At 34.7% G+C, this 17,240-nt stretch carries 12 protein-coding genes; 2 read left to right on the plus strand and 10 right to left on the minus strand.

Annotated features, from left to right (window positions below; genetic code table 11):
- The first annotated feature begins 431 nt into the window (after positions 1 to 431).
- The gene (locus GJV77_RS07180) at positions 432 to 800 is read left to right on the plus strand and encodes a hypothetical protein (RefSeq protein WP_155035691.1); all 369 of its coding nucleotides are present in this window, start codon (positions 432 to 434) and stop codon (positions 798 to 800) included.
- 137 nt (positions 801 to 937) lie between these two features.
- Positions 938 to 1,321: a hypothetical protein gene (locus tag GJV77_RS07185; RefSeq protein WP_155035692.1), complete on the plus strand. Its 384-nt coding sequence runs from the start codon at positions 938 to 940 to the stop codon at positions 1,319 to 1,321.
- Between the two features lie 188 nt (positions 1,322 to 1,509).
- On the opposite strand, the gene GJV77_RS07190 is transcribed toward GJV77_RS07185, so the two are convergent.
- The 10 genes from GJV77_RS07190 to GJV77_RS07235 form a co-directional block, all read right to left on the minus strand.
- Positions 1,510 to 2,673 carry an efflux RND transporter periplasmic adaptor subunit gene (locus GJV77_RS07190; protein WP_155035693.1) on the minus strand — a complete coding sequence of 388 codons (1,164 nt, stop codon included), beginning with the start codon at positions 2,671 to 2,673 and terminating at the stop codon, positions 1,510 to 1,512.
- A 4-nt stretch (positions 2,674 to 2,677) separates the two neighbouring features.
- Complete coding sequence (locus GJV77_RS07195) at positions 2,678 to 7,024, minus strand: CusA/CzcA family heavy metal efflux RND transporter (protein WP_155035694.1); 4,347 nt, start codon at positions 7,022 to 7,024, stop codon at positions 2,678 to 2,680.
- A gap of 104 nt (positions 7,025 to 7,128) precedes the next feature.
- On the minus strand, positions 7,129 to 7,509 hold the full coding sequence (locus GJV77_RS07200) for a hypothetical protein (protein WP_317162548.1): 381 nt from the start codon (positions 7,507 to 7,509) through the stop codon (positions 7,129 to 7,131).
- Positions 7,510 to 7,661: 152 nt separating this feature from the next.
- Positions 7,662 to 8,354, minus strand: coding sequence for a DUF2625 family protein (locus GJV77_RS07205; protein WP_155035695.1), 693 nt, complete (start codon positions 8,352 to 8,354; stop codon positions 7,662 to 7,664).
- A gap of 85 nt (positions 8,355 to 8,439) precedes the next feature.
- Entirely contained in the window at positions 8,440 to 8,739 is a 300-nt protein-coding gene (locus GJV77_RS07210; protein ID WP_155035696.1) for a hypothetical protein, read from the minus strand.
- Between the two features lie 265 nt (positions 8,740 to 9,004).
- A complete protein-coding gene (locus tag GJV77_RS07215) occupies positions 9,005 to 10,546 on the minus strand; it encodes an acyl-CoA carboxylase subunit beta (RefSeq protein ID WP_155035697.1) in 1,542 nt (513 codons plus the stop codon).
- 5 nt (positions 10,547 to 10,551) lie between these two features.
- A complete protein-coding gene (gene accC / locus GJV77_RS07220) occupies positions 10,552 to 11,991 on the minus strand; it encodes an acetyl-CoA carboxylase biotin carboxylase subunit (protein ID WP_155035698.1) in 1,440 nt (479 codons plus the stop codon).
- Between the two features lie 2 nt (positions 11,992 to 11,993).
- Positions 11,994 to 12,479, minus strand: coding sequence for an acetyl-CoA carboxylase biotin carboxyl carrier protein subunit (locus GJV77_RS07225; RefSeq protein ID WP_155035699.1), 486 nt, complete (start codon positions 12,477 to 12,479; stop codon positions 11,994 to 11,996).
- A 225-nt stretch (positions 12,480 to 12,704) separates the two neighbouring features.
- The gene (gene thiL / locus GJV77_RS07230) at positions 12,705 to 13,769 is read right to left on the minus strand and encodes a thiamine-phosphate kinase (protein WP_155035700.1); all 1,065 of its coding nucleotides are present in this window, start codon (positions 13,767 to 13,769) and stop codon (positions 12,705 to 12,707) included.
- Positions 13,770 to 13,850: 81 nt separating this feature from the next.
- On the minus strand, positions 13,851 to 17,075 hold the full coding sequence (locus tag GJV77_RS07235) for a glycosyltransferase family 117 protein (RefSeq protein ID WP_155035701.1): 3,225 nt from the start codon (positions 17,073 to 17,075) through the stop codon (positions 13,851 to 13,853).
- Between the last annotated feature and the right edge of the window lie 165 nt (positions 17,076 to 17,240).

Consider the following 17,240-nt stretch of genomic DNA (forward strand, 5'->3'; position numbering starts at 1 on the left):
AAGGGTGACTCATAGTTATCCCTTCTGCAGCCATCTCTTCTATGTATTGTTTCTAATCACATTTAATCTAATGAAATGGAAAATTACCTTGACTAGAAAGTTTTTTAATGTAGGGGAGTGAATTTGTATATTTTAGTTGCTAAAAATTAAAAAAACAGATTGGTTTTGTACTTGGAAACTGCTCCTTTATCTTAGAAAGAAATTGTATCATACTGTTGTGAGTTTATTGGTTTTATTGGGTGTTTGATAGTTAATGAGTGTTTGATAGTTGATATAATTGGGTGTATTTGTAAGAAAAATAAAATATTTTCACTTAAATATGTTGTTATTATTTAAATTATGTTAATTTTATGGTGCTCTTAGGTAAGGAATTAATAAGTTGTTTTTTAGGTAATGATTAAGAGATCGTATAATTAAATTAATAATCTAATATGAAAAAGATTACTTTTATGGTTTTAGGGATGGCTGCGATGATAGCTGTTTCTTGTGGTGAGAAAAAAGATGCTCCAAAAGAAGGAGAGGCAACAACAACTGAAGCAGAGACTCCTGCTGCTAAAGGAGATGACGCCGTTAGTGCTATTGGTGAAGAAGCTGTATTGAACAAATACATCGAGTTAGTTGATAAATTAGTAGATGCTCAAAAAGCTAAAGATACTGAAGAAATCACTAAGGTAACTCAAGATTTAATGGTTGTATCTCAAGATGTAGCTAAAATCGATCTAACTAAATTAACTAAAGAACAAGCAGAGAAATTAGCTGCTATTGGTAAAAAATATCAAGAAGCTTTAATGGCTAATTAGTATAAAAAGTTTATTACACAAGGAAGGCTATCTCATCATCCAGGGTAGCCTTTTTACTTTATTTGAAATGCTAGAACATTACTATTGAATATGTTTTTTTAATTACTTTTGTTAAGAAGAATATTTAATTAGTATATATGAGTCGTTTGAGCCATAAAAGTAAATTTTTAGTAGGGTTAGTCTTATTCTGTAGTGTTTTAGTTTTCTCATGTAAAAAGAGTAATGATACCTCTGAAGTTCAGGAACAAGAAAAGGGCACTGCGGCTAAAGATCCTATTGATGCCTACCTAGATAAATTGGAAACTTTAGTAGATAACCAATTAGCACTATATGCTGAAGTTATGGAATCAAAAGAAGGGAGTGCTAGAAAATATGAGACTCTCACACAAGAAATTAGTCGCTATATCGGAGATGGATATGGTTTGACCTTAAAGGATTATACTGATGAGCAAAAAGTACGGTTGGTTAAGATACAAGAAAAGTATAGAGTAGTTTTGGGGGTAAAAGATTCAATAAAGTAAGGTTTTCTCAGTAAAAGTAAGTGCGTCAATTCAAAAATTACAAATAGTACTTCGTAATATTTGATTTACACTGTTCTAGAGAACTAACAGTTGGTAGATAGATTTATTATTTAAATAGTAAGACAATAAGCAGAGAAAGGTTTGTAAGCAATTGCTTACAAACCTTTCTCTGCTTATTGTCTCTTTTTTTATTCTTCCTCTTCTGTATTTTTTAGTTTCATCAGTAGTGTATATGCACCAGTTGTGACAATATTTTTGTTTTCTAAATCTTTGAAGTTATCAATTTGTACAAAGCCGTTTTCTTTATTTCCAATTGTAACAAGTTGCATTTGGTAGGTTTGTTTTTCCACTTCAACAAATACAAAGTTCTTTCCTTCAAAATAGACAATACTCTCTTCGGGTAAAGCATGTACGACATTTGCATGAGTTTCAATATCTGCGTTCATATACATTCCTGGTAATAGTTTTTTGTCGTAGTTGTTTAAATGACAGTGAACTTCAGATGCACCTTCATTGTTTACATCCATGCTGATAAGAATGATTTCGCCATTGTGTTTAGTATTTTTGTCACTATTAGTATAACTAATAATGCGTTGACCTATTTCTAATTTGTCAAGGTCTTTTTCATAAACTTTCAAATTTAGGTGAATATCGCTTGGGTCAATAATTTCGAATAGCACGTCTGACGGTGTTACATATTTACCAACATTGACATACGTATTACTTACAAACCCTGTGATTGGACTCACCAATACAATCGTTTTACTGATATTGTCGTATGTCAATTGTTTTGCATTTATGTTGATTAGACTCAACTGCTGTGCTAAGGCATTCATCGTAATTTTTTGACTATTCATTTCTGACTGAGCCAATTGCATTACTTTATCACTACTTGCTTTACTAGCATTCAGATCTTTCTGTCTTTCGTAGTCTAGTTTTGCGTATTCATATTTATCACGAGCGATTAGATAGTTTTGTTGTAATTGCACATATTGAGGATCCTCCATTACGGCAATTACTTGTCCTTTTTTGATTTGCATTCCCGGAAGTAATTTTGTGGATTTTAAGTATCCGCCAAGAGGGTTAGTTACCGAAATTAAGTTTTGAGGTGGGACATCTATCTTACCAGTAAGGCGTAGTGTTTTTGCAATGCGTTCTGTAGATAGTTGTCCGGTCTTAATGGTTACATTTTTCATTTGAACGTCACTTAGGTGTACTAGATCCGTTTCAACAGGAGCTGATACTTCTGTTGTTGTGTTTTCTACGTCTTTTTTTTGATTACACGATTGTAGTAAAAGAGTTGGAATAAGGGCTAGAGCTAATGTAGTCGCTTTAATATATTTTGAAAACATAGTATTAATTGTTAGAAGTTAGATAGTTAATTTGTATTAGATTGTCATTAGAAGCTTTAACAGCGTCTAGATAATTACTTAATAAATCCAAGGCTTGGTTAGTAAGTATTACAAATTCTAAGAAGTTAATCTCTCCGTTGATAAACTGAAGCTGAGCAGTATCTAGAATTGTATTGGTATTCTGAAGAGTGTACTGTTCATAGTTGTTTAGTATCTTCTCGTTGTTTTGCTGAGTTGTCAACAATTGTTGGTATTTATTCATCATTCTATCTCTTGTCGATACTAATTCAGCATTAGCTAAATGTTCTGCTTTTTTTGAAGCATTGATTATTCCACGTTGTCCGAAGGTAAATATTGGTAAAGATATTCCTACTTGGAATGCGTGAAATCGATCCTCTCTAGTGTAAAATACATCATTACTAGCCAATCCTAAAAAACTACTGTTGTTATAGGTTATTTGTAATGTAGGGAGTTGTTTAGCTTTTTCCATTCTTAATCTCTCATGAGCAATAACTTTTTGTTGCTCTATCAATTGAATGACAGGATTGTTCCCTAAGTTAATTTCTAATTGATTTAAAGCCAACTTGATGTCTTCTACTTGTGGTTGAATTTCGTCTTCGGTATTCAACAACCATTTTAATTCGAGTAGGGTTAGGCCTTTTGCTTTTTGTACCTCAAGCAATTGACCTTGAATACTAGTGCGTTGATTTTGAGCTGTTGTTTTTTCAATTATATTGCTTTCTCCTTTTTCAAATCGAAGAACTGCTTTGTCATAGAAATCTTTGTAAAGGGAATCGGCTTTGTGTAATAAAGCTTCTTTTCTTTCCCAATAGGCATAGTCATAAAAACCTTGCGTTACAGCTTTTTTAATTTCGTATTCTTTCAAGTTCAGGTTAAATAGGCTTTGTTGGTGCTCTGCTTTGTAAACTTTCTTCTGTCTGTTGTAAACAGTAGGAAATGCAAAGTCTTGGCTAATACTAAATTTATTATCTGTATAAGGACCATTTATTTGACCAAATTCTCCTGATACATTTGTTTGAGGTATATCAGTAGCGGCTTTAATAAAAGCCTTGCTGTATTCTGTACGCAGTTTTTCAGCACGTATTGATGAGTTTTGCACGATGGCAACATCTATGGCACGATCTAATGTAATAGGATTTTGTGCTTGGGCAGTGAACCCTAGTAGTACTAAGATTACTGTTGCTATGGTTTTATTCTTTTTCAAGAAGTTAAAATTAAGTTTTTGTTCGAATGTGATATATAGAATAGGTAGGACAAATAGAGTTAAGAAGGTAGCTAACATTAACCCTCCAATTACTACTGTAGCCAATGGTCTTTGTACTTCTGCTCCTGCTCCGTTACTCAGAGCCATTGGAAGGAATCCAAAAGAGGCTACACAGGCAGTCATTAATACTGGGCGTAAACGTGATTTGGCGCCTCTAATAACAATGTAAGCAATGTTCTGAATACCACTTTTCTTTAGTCGATTAAATTCGGCGATAAGTACGATACCATTTAGTACGGCGACACCAAATAAGGCGATGAAACCAACACCAGCACTGATACTGAATGGCATACCTCTAAGTGCTAATAAGAATACCCCTCCAATAATAGACAATGGGATAGCTGTAAAAATCATTAAACATTCCCTAATGTCTTTGAAGGCAAAGAATAATAATAAAAAGATAAGTACTAAAGCTAGAGGAACGGCAATCGCTAGACGTGCTTTGGCTTCATTAAGGTTTTCAAACTGTCCTCCGTATGTTACTTGATATCCAACAGGTAATTTTAGCTGAGTTTCCACTTTTGACTGTAATTCTTCTACGATACTTTGAACATCTCTACCTTTTACATTAAACCCAACAATAATTCTACGTTGTGCGTTTTCACGTTGGATTTGATTAGGTCCTTCTTTTACCTCAACATTTGCTAGTTGATTAAGTGGTATTTGTGATCCATTAGATGTAGGAATGAGTAGATTTTGAATGTCGGAAATATCTTTTCTGTCTTTTTCATCCATTCTAACAACCATATCAAATTTGCGCTCTCCTTCATAGATCATTCCTGTTGTTTGTCCCGCTAATGAAGCATTGATTATTTTGTTGATTTCACTTACTGAAAGCTTGTGTCTAGCGATAGCTTTTCTGTCATAATCAATGATGAGTTGTGGCATACCTGTGATAGGTTCTACGTAAAGGTTAGTCGCTCCTTCAACAGTATTGATTATTGCGCCAATTTTATTGGCTGTACTAGCTAAGGTGTCTAAATCTTCTCCGAATACTTTGACAACAACATCTTGTCTAGCTCCAGTCATCAATTCGTTAAAACGCATCTGTACGGGGAATTGGAAGCCAAAAGTAATACCTGGAACTTCTTCCAATGCTTTTGTCATTTTTTCTTCTAATTCAGGGAAAGTAGTGGCAGATGTCCATTCGCTTTTGTCTTTTAGGATTACCATCATATCTGAAGCCTCCATCGGCATTGGGTCAGTAGGTACTTCAGCACTACCAATTTTAGTTACGATTTTTTCTACTTCAGGGAATCGGTTTTTTAGAATGTGTACCGCTTTTTGTGTACTCTCTATTGTTGTATTTAGGTTACTCCCCGTTAATACTTTGGTGTCAATAGCGAAATCACCTTCTTCCAAGGAAGGAATAAACTCTCCTCCGAGTGTACTCAGTATATAAATAGCAATAGCAAAAAGTACCCCAACGGCTGTATAAATAAGCTTTGGTATTTGCATAACTTTCACCAAAGTATGCTCATAAATACGTTCTAATTTTGCCAATATACGCTCCGAGAAGTTTGGTTTGTCATGTCCTTTTTTACTCATAATCAACGAACTCATCATCGGAATATAAGTAAGTGATAATAAGAATGCACCTAACAAGGCAAATGCTACTGTCTGTGCCATTGGTTTGAACATCTTCCCTTCAATTCCTTGTAGGGTAAGGATAGGAATGTAAACGATAAGAATTATAATTTGGCCAAATACAGCACTATTCATCATCTTCGAAGCGGACTCTACCACGGTATTGTTGAGGTCTTTTGAAGACAAGGATGTCATTTTCTTATATCTAGCATTACGTGAGAGTTGATGAAGGACGGCTTCTACGATAATTACCGCTCCATCAATAATTAATCCAAAGTCTAAGGCTCCTAAGCTCATCAAGTTTCCACTCACCCCAAATAAGTTCATCATACAGATTGCAAATAGCATAGCTAATGGAATAACAGAGGCTACTAATAATCCAGCACGTATATTCCCCAAGAATAAAACGAGTACTAACACTACAATTAAGGCTCCCTCGATTAAGTTTGTTTCAACTGTACCGATTGCGTTGTTAACCATTTTCGTTCTATCTAAGAAGGGCTCAATAACAACTCCTTCAGGAAGTGTTTTTTGGATTTCTGCAATTTTGGACTTTACATCTTCAATTACAATATTACTATTTCCTCCTTTAAGCATCATCACGATAGCTCCAGCTACTTCTCCTTGATCATTATAGGTCATGGCTCCATATCTAGTGGCGTTTCCAATTTGTACTTTAGCTACATCTTTAATTAATAAAGGAAGATCTGTATTCTTTGATGTTATTGCGATATTTTCGATATCTTCTGTTGTGCCAAGTAATCCTTCTGTACGGATGTATAGAACTGTAGGCCCTTTTTCAATATAGGCTCCTCCTGTATTTTCATTGTTATTTTCTAATGCAGAAAATACATCATTAATATTGATGCCATAGGCGTCGAGCTTGTTAGGGTTAATAGCAATCTCGTATTGTTTAAGTTTTCCTCCGAAACTACTGACTTCTGCTACTCCTTTTACGGATAATAGCTGTCTTCTTACAACCCAATCTTGTATTGAGCGAAGTTCTGTAAGGTCATATTTTGATTCGTATCCTTTTTCAGGTCGGACTACATATTGATAGATTTCCCCTAATCCTGTAGATATAGGGCCTAGTTCAGGCTTACCAATTCCATTGGGAATCTCATTGCTGACTTGACTTAGTCGCTCTCCCACCTGTTGTCTAGCCCAGTAGATATCTACATCTTCTTCAAATACAATTGTAATCAACGACAATCCAAAACGAGAGAAGCTTCGAATGTTCTTGATTCCTTGTATGTTGCTGTTGGCCTGTTCAATAGGAAAGGTTACTAATCGTTCTATATCTGTGGCTCCATAGGAAGGGGCGACAGTGATTATTTGTACTTGATTATCTGTAATATCTGGTACAGCATCAATAGGTAGTTTGGTAGTTTGGTATATTCCAATACCGATTAGGGCGAATACAAATAGCCCAATGATGAGTTTATTCTTTACTGAAAACTCGATTATTTTGTTTAGCATGACTCTAATATGTTAGTACATAAAGTTATTGTACAATATTTGTATTCAATACATTAGCGTATAGAATTTAATAATTGTACTATAAAAAATTTAATTAGTATGTATTAACAGTATTTAGGCGGCTGCCAAATAGAAGATAGGTAGCTACTTTCCATGATGTCCTCATTGAAGGCATGGATTTTATTATGTGTAGTATTTATTTTTACTTTTTCAAATGAAATTGGAGGAATACTATAAACTATTCCTATAAAACTAATAGTATTAATATGTGATACAAAAGGTAGTTTTTCGTGAATAGGATCACTATTTTCTTTGTAGTTATTACAATAGTGTATTTGTAAAAATCCAAAGAAAGATAGATCTGTATTATATGCTTTGTGTTCTGCATAGTGCTCTATCAACACAGGTACTCTCAATAGCTGAGCAAACTCAGTTGTTGAGACTAGGAAGATAAATATGAACAATATGGCAATTCTTTTTCTCACAAGAGCAATAGTTTAGCGTATTTGTATTACAAAGTTATGAAGTTCTATTTGATTATAGTTACTTAATTGTTAATTTGTAATTATTCAAATTAAATATACGGTATTCTACTAATAGAGGGCAATTTACTTTGGCATGCTTTTGCAAACTTGTTTTAAAGGTATTTGTCCTCTATACGATTAAGCCCTAATCTTAATTCTACGTTGAGGTTAAAATACTCTTCAATATTGATTTTCCCTTTAAAAGTATTTTCTATTTGCTTTCCTTCTTTTGTCCAAAGAGGAGGCATGAAGTTGAATACTTCATCATATGAAAGTTTTTTTAAATCATCGGTTTCTGTTGACCAGTGAAAGTCTTGGTAAAATGTATCAATATCACCTAATAGAAAGAAGTTAATAAGTTCTGAATAGGTAACTTCTAAAGGTTCAAAGTCTAAGCAATCTGGGGCAAAGTAGTAAATATTACCGATATCATTACCTAGTGTTCCTCCATTTATACAAAAGAGTCCCCCTAGTACATCATCTGCAATGACTAGGTAACCTGGTACTTCATTCAGTGTCTGAAAACTTTTTCCTTTACTCCATTCTGGAATTGAACGGTTTAATGTTTCAGAGCCACTTCCCCATATTCTTATCCATCCATTATTAACTATCACTCCACCTGTGTGATAGATTATTGCGCCTAAAATAGACTTGGTAGTTACTTGTGTCTCTACTAATGCAGTTTCTGTCTGCTCTTTCGAATGAATTGGTAATACGTTTACTTGTCTTGTTGATTGTTCAATCCATTGTTTGAGAAGTGTCCAACCATAATTGTAAGGGTCAATCAGTTCTTTTATTTTACGCATCAGGAAGCTGTTTAATTCTTAAAATACCGAATTGCAAAGTTACGAAAATGTAAAGTGTTTCTGGATTGTTGAATATAGTATTGCTTTATTTTAAGTTCGCAATTTGTTCAGGGGAGCTAGGGATAGGTGAATAAACTGTAAATACTGATTTGGTCACTAATGTTAGCATGATAAATAAGCAAGCGAAGCTTAGGTAAGCCATTGATTTATTAGATTGTTTTAAGGCAACTATACTCAATATTAAACCAATGAAGAATAGTATAGGGCCAATAATTTTTGAAAAAGGAAGTACTTCTGAGTATGCAAATACAAGAATTGAACTCATAGAAGTTGTTAAAGCACAAATACTTATAGTTTTGTTTCCGTTTTTTTGTGTTTCTATCATAGCATTATTTTTATTCAAAATACCTAATCTACTTAGATAAGTAATATGTCAAATATAGTTAAATTATTTAGTATTATTTATTTTTATAACAATTTTTAATGTTTATTCTATGTAAAATTAACAATTATTAGAGGTTTGTGGTTTGATATATATCATGTTTTTGAGATTTTTTCAAAATGATACAATTATATGTTCGCATAATGCTATATACAAAAAGCTCTCCAAACTAGTTGGAGAGCTTTATTTTTATGAGTTATTCGATAGGTTATAATGGAATATTCCCGTGTTTTCTATCTGGTAAGTTTACTTCTTTGTTTTCAAGCATGCTGAATGCTTTTAGTAATTTTCTACGTGTTTCATTAGGTAGAATTACTTCATCTATAAAACCGCGCTGTGCTGCTCTGTAAGGGGTCGCAAACTTGTCGGCATATTCTGTTTCTTTTTCGGCAAGTTTGGCTGCTGGATCTTTAGCTTCGGCTATTTCTTTTTTAAAGATAATTTCACTCGCTCCTTTAGCTCCCATAACTGCAATTTCTGCATTTGGCCAAGCAAAGTTCATGTCTGCTCCGATGTGCTTAGAGTTCATTACGTCATAAGCTCCTCCGTATGCTTTTCGGGTAATTACAGTAACTTTAGGTACTGTTGCTTCACTTAGTGCATATAGTAGCTTAGCGCCGTGGACAATAATTCCGTTCCATTCCTGGTCTGTACCAGGCAAGAACCCAGGTACGTCTACTAACACAAGTAAAGGAATATTAAACGCATCACAAAAACGTGTAAATCGTGCTGCTTTGATTGAACTATTTACATCTAAACACCCAGCTAAGAACATTGGATTGTTAGCCACAATTCCTACACTTTTCCCCCCAAGCCTAGCGAAGCCTACTACAATATTTTCTGCATAGTCTTTGTGTATTTCAAAGAATGAATCGACATCAATTATATGTTTGATTACATCCTTCATGTCGTATGGTTTATTAGAACTTTCAGGAACTATGTCATCTAATTCATATCGGTATTCTTTGCCTATTTGATAAGGTAAGTCGTGTGGTTTCTCTGAATTATTTTGTGGGATATAAGATAAAAGTGATTTAAGGTCTTCAAGACAAGCAACGTCATTTGGAGAGGTAGTATGTGCTACTCCTGATTTTGTTGAGTGTGTGCTTGCTCCTCCTAACTCTTCTGAGGTTACTTCTTCGTTTGTTACTGTTTTTACTACATTAGGACCAGTAACGAACATATAGCTTGACCCTTCTACCATCATTGTAAAGTCTGTCATCGCTGGAGAATATACTGCTCCTCCAGCACAAGGCCCCATAATAGCTGATAGCTGTGGTATTACGCCAGAGGCTTGTACATTTCTAAAAAAGATATCTGCGTATCCTCCTAGTGAACGTACTCCTTCTTGAATACGTGCTCCTCCAGAATCATTCAGTCCTATCATTGGCGCTCCCATTTTTAGAGCCATATCCATTACTTTACAGATTTTTTCAGCATGTGTTTCGGATAAAGCTCCTCCAAATACTGTGAAGTCTTGTGCGAATACATAGATTAATCTACCATTGATTGTTCCATACCCTGTTACAACACCATCTCCTGGATAAACTTCTTTGTCCATGCCGAAATCTGTTGTTCGGTGCGTTACTAACATACCAATCTCTTCGAATGAACCTTCGTCTAATAAGTATTCTATTCGTTCACGTGCTGTTAATTTACCTTTTTTATGTTGTGTATCTATTCTTTTTTGACCACCACCTAGTTTAGCTTGGTCTTGTATATCTTTTAATTTCTGAATTTTTGCGTTCATAGTCCTTAGTTTGATAAGCGTAATTGTTTTTGGTCCTCTAGATACTTTTGTAGAGCAATGTATGCTGCTATCTCAGCTTCATCTTGGTATCCTGCTTTAATCATTTCAGCACTGTAGTTTTTCTTTACGAAATTAGTATCAAAATGACCTTCTCTAAAAGCTTGGTTTTCCATCACGAATTTACCAAATGGAAGAGTAGTACTAATGCCTTTAACCTTGTAAGCTTGAATAGCTCTAATCATCAGTTCTATGGCTTCTTCTCGTGTTTTTCCGTAGGTGATTAATTTTGCTAGCATTGGGTCATAATAGATAGGTACATCCATACCTTCTTCTATACCATTGTCTACTCGTATACCTTCTCCTTTTGGTAATTGATAGGTCTCTAGATAGCCTACACTTGGTAAGAACTCATTCAAAGGGTCTTCTGCATATATTCTGAGTTCCATTGCATGTCCTTTAATAGCTAAATCGCTTTGTGAAAAAGGAAGCTTTTCCCCTCTGGCGATCTTAATTTGCATTTCTACAAGATCTAATCCTGTTATTAATTCAGTAACGGGGTGTTCTACTTGTAAACGGGTATTCATTTCTAAGAAGTAGAAGTTTAACTGTTCATCAATTAAAAACTCAACAGTTCCGGCCCCTATATAATTACATGATGCTGCTACACGTACTGCAGCTTCTCCCATTTGTTTTCTTATATCAGGTGTAAGTACTGCAGAAGGTGCTTCTTCGATTACTTTTTGATGACGACGTTGTATACTACATTCACGTTCAAATAAGTGTACGATATTTCCATGTTTGTCCGCTAATACTTGTATTTCTATATGACGGGGTGATCCGATAAATTTTTCAATGAAAACAGAGCCATCTCCAAAGGCATTTGTTGCTTCAGATATAGCGCGTTGAATTTGACTTTCGAACTCTTCTTCTTTTTCTACAATTCGTATTCCTTTTCCACCACCACCAGCAGCGGCTTTAATCAGAATTGGAAACCCTATTTCTGCCGCAACTTGTTTGGCTTTATCAATGTCTGTAATAGCTTCATCTAAACCTGGCACCATTGGTATGTCATAACCTTTTACGGTTTCTTTAGCAGCCAATTTATTGCCCATTAATTCAATTGAGTGAGCGTCGGGTCCTATAAATGTTATATTGGCATTAGCACAGGCCGTTGAAAAACTGGCATTCTCACTTAAAAAACCATAACCTGGGTGAATGCCATCAACTCCTAATGATTTTGCTACTTCAATAATTTTGTCTCCTAGTAGATAAGATTGATTAGAAGGAGCTTCTCCAATACAGACTGCTTCATCAGCCATTTTCACATGTGGAGCCAAACGATCTACTGTTGAGTATATCGCTACTGTTTTGATACCCATTTTTTGTGCTGTTTTCATTACGCGAACAGCTATCTCACCACGATTGGCAACTAATATTTTTTTCATAATTATTCGAATTCAATTAAAACTAATCCTTTGTCAACTGTTGCTCCTTTCGTTACGTTGATTGTTTTGATGACACCTGACCTTGGAGAGGATAGGTTGTTTTCCATCTTCATGGCTTCTAAGATGAGTAGGTTATCATTTTCTTTGACTTCTTGTCCTACTTCAACAAGTATGTCTAAGATAAGCCCAGGCATTGGAGCCTTGATAAAATTTACTTGTTTACTTGTATTTAGTGAGAAGCCAAGTTCATTGATTAGTTTATCGAGTTCGGTTTGAATATCTACAGTGTATTGGTTTCCATTGACTGTAATCTGATACTTCTTTTCGGCGAATTGTTGTTCGTCGATTTCAACGCTAAAAGATGAATTGTTTTTTAAAACGTGATACGAAGTAGTGCTTATAGCTGCAGCATTAATACTATCATTTAATAAAGTGTCACTTTCAAAAACAACATCTCCATTAACTTTCAATTGATAAGTTTTATTCATTGTATTTAATAGTTTTTGGTATTCGTAAATATAACGAATTGTCTAAGATTTTACTTGAAAGAATTGAGTTTTTTAAATTAAATGAAAGAATTGGAAAACAAACTGAGGCAGGGTAGGTGTTTGAGTTTATTGATTGTAAGTTAATTTTTAACTTTTGATAAAAGGAAGAGCGTCAAATTGATTAATAAAAAAAGGGCTGTTTTTTTATAAACAGCCCTTGATATTTTAGTTTTCCCCTGATTCATTACTTAGGTGATTCCACCCTCTCGCTTTTAATGGGATTTTTGTATTTGCTCTTGTGATAAGGTGTATTCCTTCGTCTTTTGGAGTTGTATGTCCTATGATTGAAAGATTTGGATTTGCTTTGACCTTTTCGAAGTCTTCCATCGATATTGTGAATAGTAATTCATAATCTTCTCCTCCATTAATGGCCATTGTTGTTGAATCTATATTGAATTCTTCACAAGTACTTATAAACTGTGGGTCTAATGGTAATTTGTCTTCGTATAAGTTACAGCCTACTTCAGATTGTGTACATAGATGCATGATTTCTGATGATAGACCGTCTGAGATGTCAATCATTGCTGTCGGTTTTATATCAAGATCTTTCAGTAATTGCTTGATGTCTGTACGTGCTTCTGGTTTTAGTTGTCTTTCTATAATATAGTCATATGTATCTAAATCTGGTTGATTGTTTGGATTGACTAAGAAAACTTGTTTCTCACGTTCAAGTACTTGTAACCCCATATAAGCTCCACCAATATCCCCAGAGACAACCAATAAATTGTTGTCCTTTGCACCATTTCTATAGACTAAATCTTCTTTTTTTGCTTTACCTACTGCAGTTACGCTGATGATTAGCCCTGTTTGTGAAGAAGTGGTATCTCCTCCGATTAAATCGACTTTATAGTAATTACAAGCTAATTTTATCCCTTCGTATAATTCTTCTAAAGCCTCTAGAGTGAATCGATTGGATACGGCTATAGAAACTGTAATCTGTGTAGGGGTTGCATTCATTGCGCAGATATCCGATAGATTGACTACAACGGCTTTATATCCTAAATGCTTTAATGGAGAGTAAGCCAGATCAAAGTGCACACCTTCTACTAATAAGTCTGTCGAGATGACTGTTTTTTCATCTTTGTCAAATGATAGGACAGCTGCATCATCACCAATTGCTTTTATTGTTGATTCTTGTTGTGTTGGAAAGTTAGCAGTTAAGTGGTCGATTAATCCAAACTCACCTAGTTGTTCTAAACTTGTTCGCGATTGATTCTTATTTTCGATCATTGTACAGTTTTATTTATGGAGACAAAGGTATAAAGAAAAAGGCGATAGTGTGATTACTATCGCCTTTTATTGATTTATAATTTAAAGAGCTGGTCTGTTAAATTGTGAAAACTTAGCATTATAGGTATTAAAGTTTTCTTTTAATTGTTGGTAGAGAGTTGGATCGTCTTCTTCTGTAATTAATACTAATTGTCTCCAGGTCTCTATCTGTTCGATAATATCGGATTGATAGTAATAAATCTCATCTACACTTAGACTGTTATAATAGTCAAGTTCTTCTTTTGCTTTTTGTTCTAACACTAAGGTCATTGTTTTAGCAGTCTCTTTTTCACCTATTTTGTAATAACCTTCCACAAATGGCTGAACGAGTTGATAATAACCGTAGTACTGGATAGGCATGTTCTCCATTGCGATATCCATGATATCTTTGGCTTTATCTACTTTGTCTTCTAATAGAAGTTGCTCCATTAAACGGGCTAAGTTGATTCTGTAACTCAATGCATTTCTTCTCGTTTGAGGGTCGTGGTAGATTTTGTCACTTCCCATATTACCCCAGTACCACGATTTTACAGTGGTGTACATTCTATCCGAGTCTATACTACCTAAGTCTAATGGGTGCCCCTTGTCTATCGGTGTTTTGATTGGAACGAGTTTGTAGATTAACCCTTGTAATTGAAGGTAATCTTTCATCCATACAAAATCGTCATTATTAAAACTACCTCCTGAGAAATATACAGGGCGCTCCCAGTTGTTATTTGCTATGATGTCAAGCATTATTAATCGATGCTTGTATATCGCTTGGTCTGTTATGTCGACTTTCACTGTATCCACCACTTGATCCATTAGATAAGGTGATACAATATTGTTTTTTCGGATAATGTCTTTATCTACAGCTATACTTATTTTGTTCGTAGGCAAAATGTATAGGGTTGTTCCTGCTTCAGATTTCGTTTGTAAACGCGGATCTTCAGAACGTGCAAAATTCATATACGTATTTATGTCTAGTCTTTCTTCAAGCATAGGCTGAATAATCGTCGCATCTCTTTTGTTACCAACGTATTGATTGTGCGTGAATTTAATTGGTAGAGGTTCTGAATTATATGCTTTAGCTTTCATTTGATCGATATACCAGTCTAAAGGTAATAAACTTGTACACACGACACGTACATCTGTTCTGTATCCTTCAATTTCCTGTAAGTACCATAACGGGAATGTATCATTATCCCCAATAGTAAATAAGATAGCATTTTTATCGCATGAGTCTAGGTACGCCTTAGCATTAGCTAATGCAGTATATCGATCAGAACGATCGTGGTCATCCCAGTTTTGAGCTGCCATTAATACAGGTGCTGCTAAAAGAGAAAGACCTACAACTGCTGGGCCTAATACTTTTGGGGTTACAAATTTTCGCAGTCCATCATATAGACTATATACACCGAAACTAATCCACATGGCAAATACATAGAATGCTGGTACTACTGCATAGTCACGTTCTCTTGGTTCAAAAGGTCTTTCATTTAAGAAAATCTTTAAGGCAAAACTGGTGAATAAGAATAAGACTAAAAGTACCCAAAACATTTTAGGGTCTTTGCGATAATGAAATACAATACCAATTAATGCAAAGATGAATGGTAAAAAGAAGTAGGTATTTCTTCCTTTATTGTTTAACGCATCTGGAGTTAATTGGTCTTGATTACCTAGTCGTACAGCATCTACACTTTTAATACCGCTTATCCAGTTCCCGTGTAAAATATCTCCTTGTCCTTGGATGTCATCTTGGCGACCGACAAAATTCCACATTAAATATCTCCAGAACATATAGCCAAATTGGTAGTCAAACATAAATGACATATTACTGCTAAAGCTTGGTACTTCAATGTTTAAATATTGTCCATATTGATCGAAGAAACGATCAAGTCCCTCAATGCCTATTTCTCCCTTTGCCACTCCATCTTTTACCCCTTCTGTTAGTTGTACGATTTGTTGTAGCTCAGGATAATTGGACATTGCACTAACTACTTCTGGCTTTACTTCAAAGTCCAGTGGTTTAGTGTAGCGCATATAGTTTATTCTATGGTGTTTGTCTGTACTCCACAGTCTTGGTAATACTCCTTTATGTGTGCTGTCATAGTTTTGACCAGCATTTTTCCATTCGTTTACGATTACATATTTTCCTGTTTTGTAATCTCTTTCGTAGTTAGGGTTATCATCTTTCCATGGATTTTGCTCATCAAGCCCCACGTATTTTTTAGTAAAATAAGAGTCGTAATAAATGCTTTCATCACCATATTGCTCACGTTGATAATAAGCTAATAACTCTGCTGCATCGGAAGGTCTGTTTTCGTTGATGACTACATTTGCATTTGCACGAATTGGCAACATTATCCATGAAGTAAGACCGATACATACAAATAGTAAGGCTAGTATAAGTGTGTTCGCTTTTACATATTGCTTTTGCTTTGTGTATTTAAGGGAAATAACAAAGACAGCTACGATTAGTAAAAAGGCGAAAATTGTTCCACTGTTAAAGGGTAAACCTATTTGGTTAACCATAAAGATTTCCGTTTTTCCGAACAAAGCTAATAGCTTAGGGAATAGGAAGGCAAACAAGAAAAATAATACACCGACTGCTGCGATGTTTCCAATGATAAAATTCTTTATTGTAACTTTTTGGTATTGTTTGAAGTAGTATAGCAACACGATTGACGGTATGGTTAATAGAGCCATTAGGTGGACACCAAAAGAACATCCAGCTACTAAGGCGATTAACAATAACCATTTATCTCCATATTCATTTTCTAAGTCGTCATACCATCTTAATCCTAAATATAATAGTAAGGCTATTAAAAACATTGCCGAGGCATACACTTCCGATTCAACTGCATTAAACCAAAAGCTATCTGAAAAAGTAAATGCTAATGATCCCACGGCAGCACTTCCTAAAACAACAAAAGCATTGGCATTAGTCCATTCAGATGTTTTTTCTACGATCTTCTTCAATAGGTTTGTTGTACTCCAGTACATAAACAGAATGGTAAAGGCACTTGATAACACAGCAACCAGATTGACCATCAATGCCACTTTTTCTGGAGAAGTAGCGAATAAAGAGAAGAATGCACCTAACATTTGATATACAGGAGCTCCAGGTGGGTGTCCTACTTGTAGTTTTGCAGATGTTGCAATGTATTCTCCAGGATCCCAGAAGCTTAATGTAGGCTCTACTGTTAAGGTATAAGTAATTAAAGCGATAAGGAAACATAGCCAGCCTCCTATAATGTTCCACTTTTTGTAATTGAATGTCAACATAAGTGTAATTGCTTGATATAAATGTTTATATTGTACTTACAAAGAAAAGATTTTTTTCGTGTCTTTTATCTGAATTAGAAAAATTTAATTTTTTTAATAAAAATATTTGGAGGATTAAAAAAATGTAGTACATTTGCCACCGCAATACAGAAGCAGTAATGCTGA

The sequence above is a fragment of the Myroides pelagicus genome, assembly GCF_009711055.1.
Lineage (GTDB): Bacteria > Bacteroidota > Bacteroidia > Flavobacteriales > Flavobacteriaceae > Flavobacterium > Flavobacterium pelagicum.

What these genes read in the sequence shown, in the direction of transcription:
- GJV77_RS07190 (WP_155035693.1), bottom strand. Translation starts at nt 2,673, where the DNA reads ATGTTTTCAAAATATATTAAAGCGACTACATTAGCTCTAGCCCTTATT.
- GJV77_RS07180 (WP_155035691.1), top strand. Translation starts at nt 432, where the DNA reads ATGAAAAAGATTACTTTTATGGTTTTAGGGATGGCTGCGATGATAGCT.
- GJV77_RS07210 (WP_155035696.1), bottom strand. Translation starts at nt 8,739, where the DNA reads ATGATAGAAACACAAAAAAACGGAAACAAAACTATAAGTATTTGTGCT.
- GJV77_RS07225 (WP_155035699.1), bottom strand. Translation starts at nt 12,479, where the DNA reads ATGAATAAAACTTATCAATTGAAAGTTAATGGAGATGTTGTTTTTGAA.
- GJV77_RS07235 (WP_155035701.1), bottom strand. Translation starts at nt 17,075, where the DNA reads ATGTTGACATTCAATTACAAAAAGTGGAACATTATAGGAGGCTGGCTA.
- GJV77_RS07195 (WP_155035694.1), bottom strand. Translation starts at nt 7,024, where the DNA reads ATGCTAAACAAAATAATCGAGTTTTCAGTAAAGAATAAACTCATCATT.
- thiL (WP_155035700.1), bottom strand. Translation starts at nt 13,769, where the DNA reads ATGATCGAAAATAAGAATCAATCGCGAACAAGTTTAGAACAACTAGGT.
- accC (WP_155035698.1), bottom strand. Translation starts at nt 11,991, where the DNA reads ATGAAAAAAATATTAGTTGCCAATCGTGGTGAGATAGCTGTTCGCGTA.
- GJV77_RS07215 (WP_155035697.1), bottom strand. Translation starts at nt 10,546, where the DNA reads ATGAACGCAAAAATTCAGAAATTAAAAGATATACAAGACCAAGCTAAA.
- GJV77_RS07185 (WP_155035692.1), top strand. Translation starts at nt 938, where the DNA reads ATGAGTCGTTTGAGCCATAAAAGTAAATTTTTAGTAGGGTTAGTCTTA.
- GJV77_RS07205 (WP_155035695.1), bottom strand. Translation starts at nt 8,354, where the DNA reads ATGCGTAAAATAAAAGAACTGATTGACCCTTACAATTATGGTTGGACA.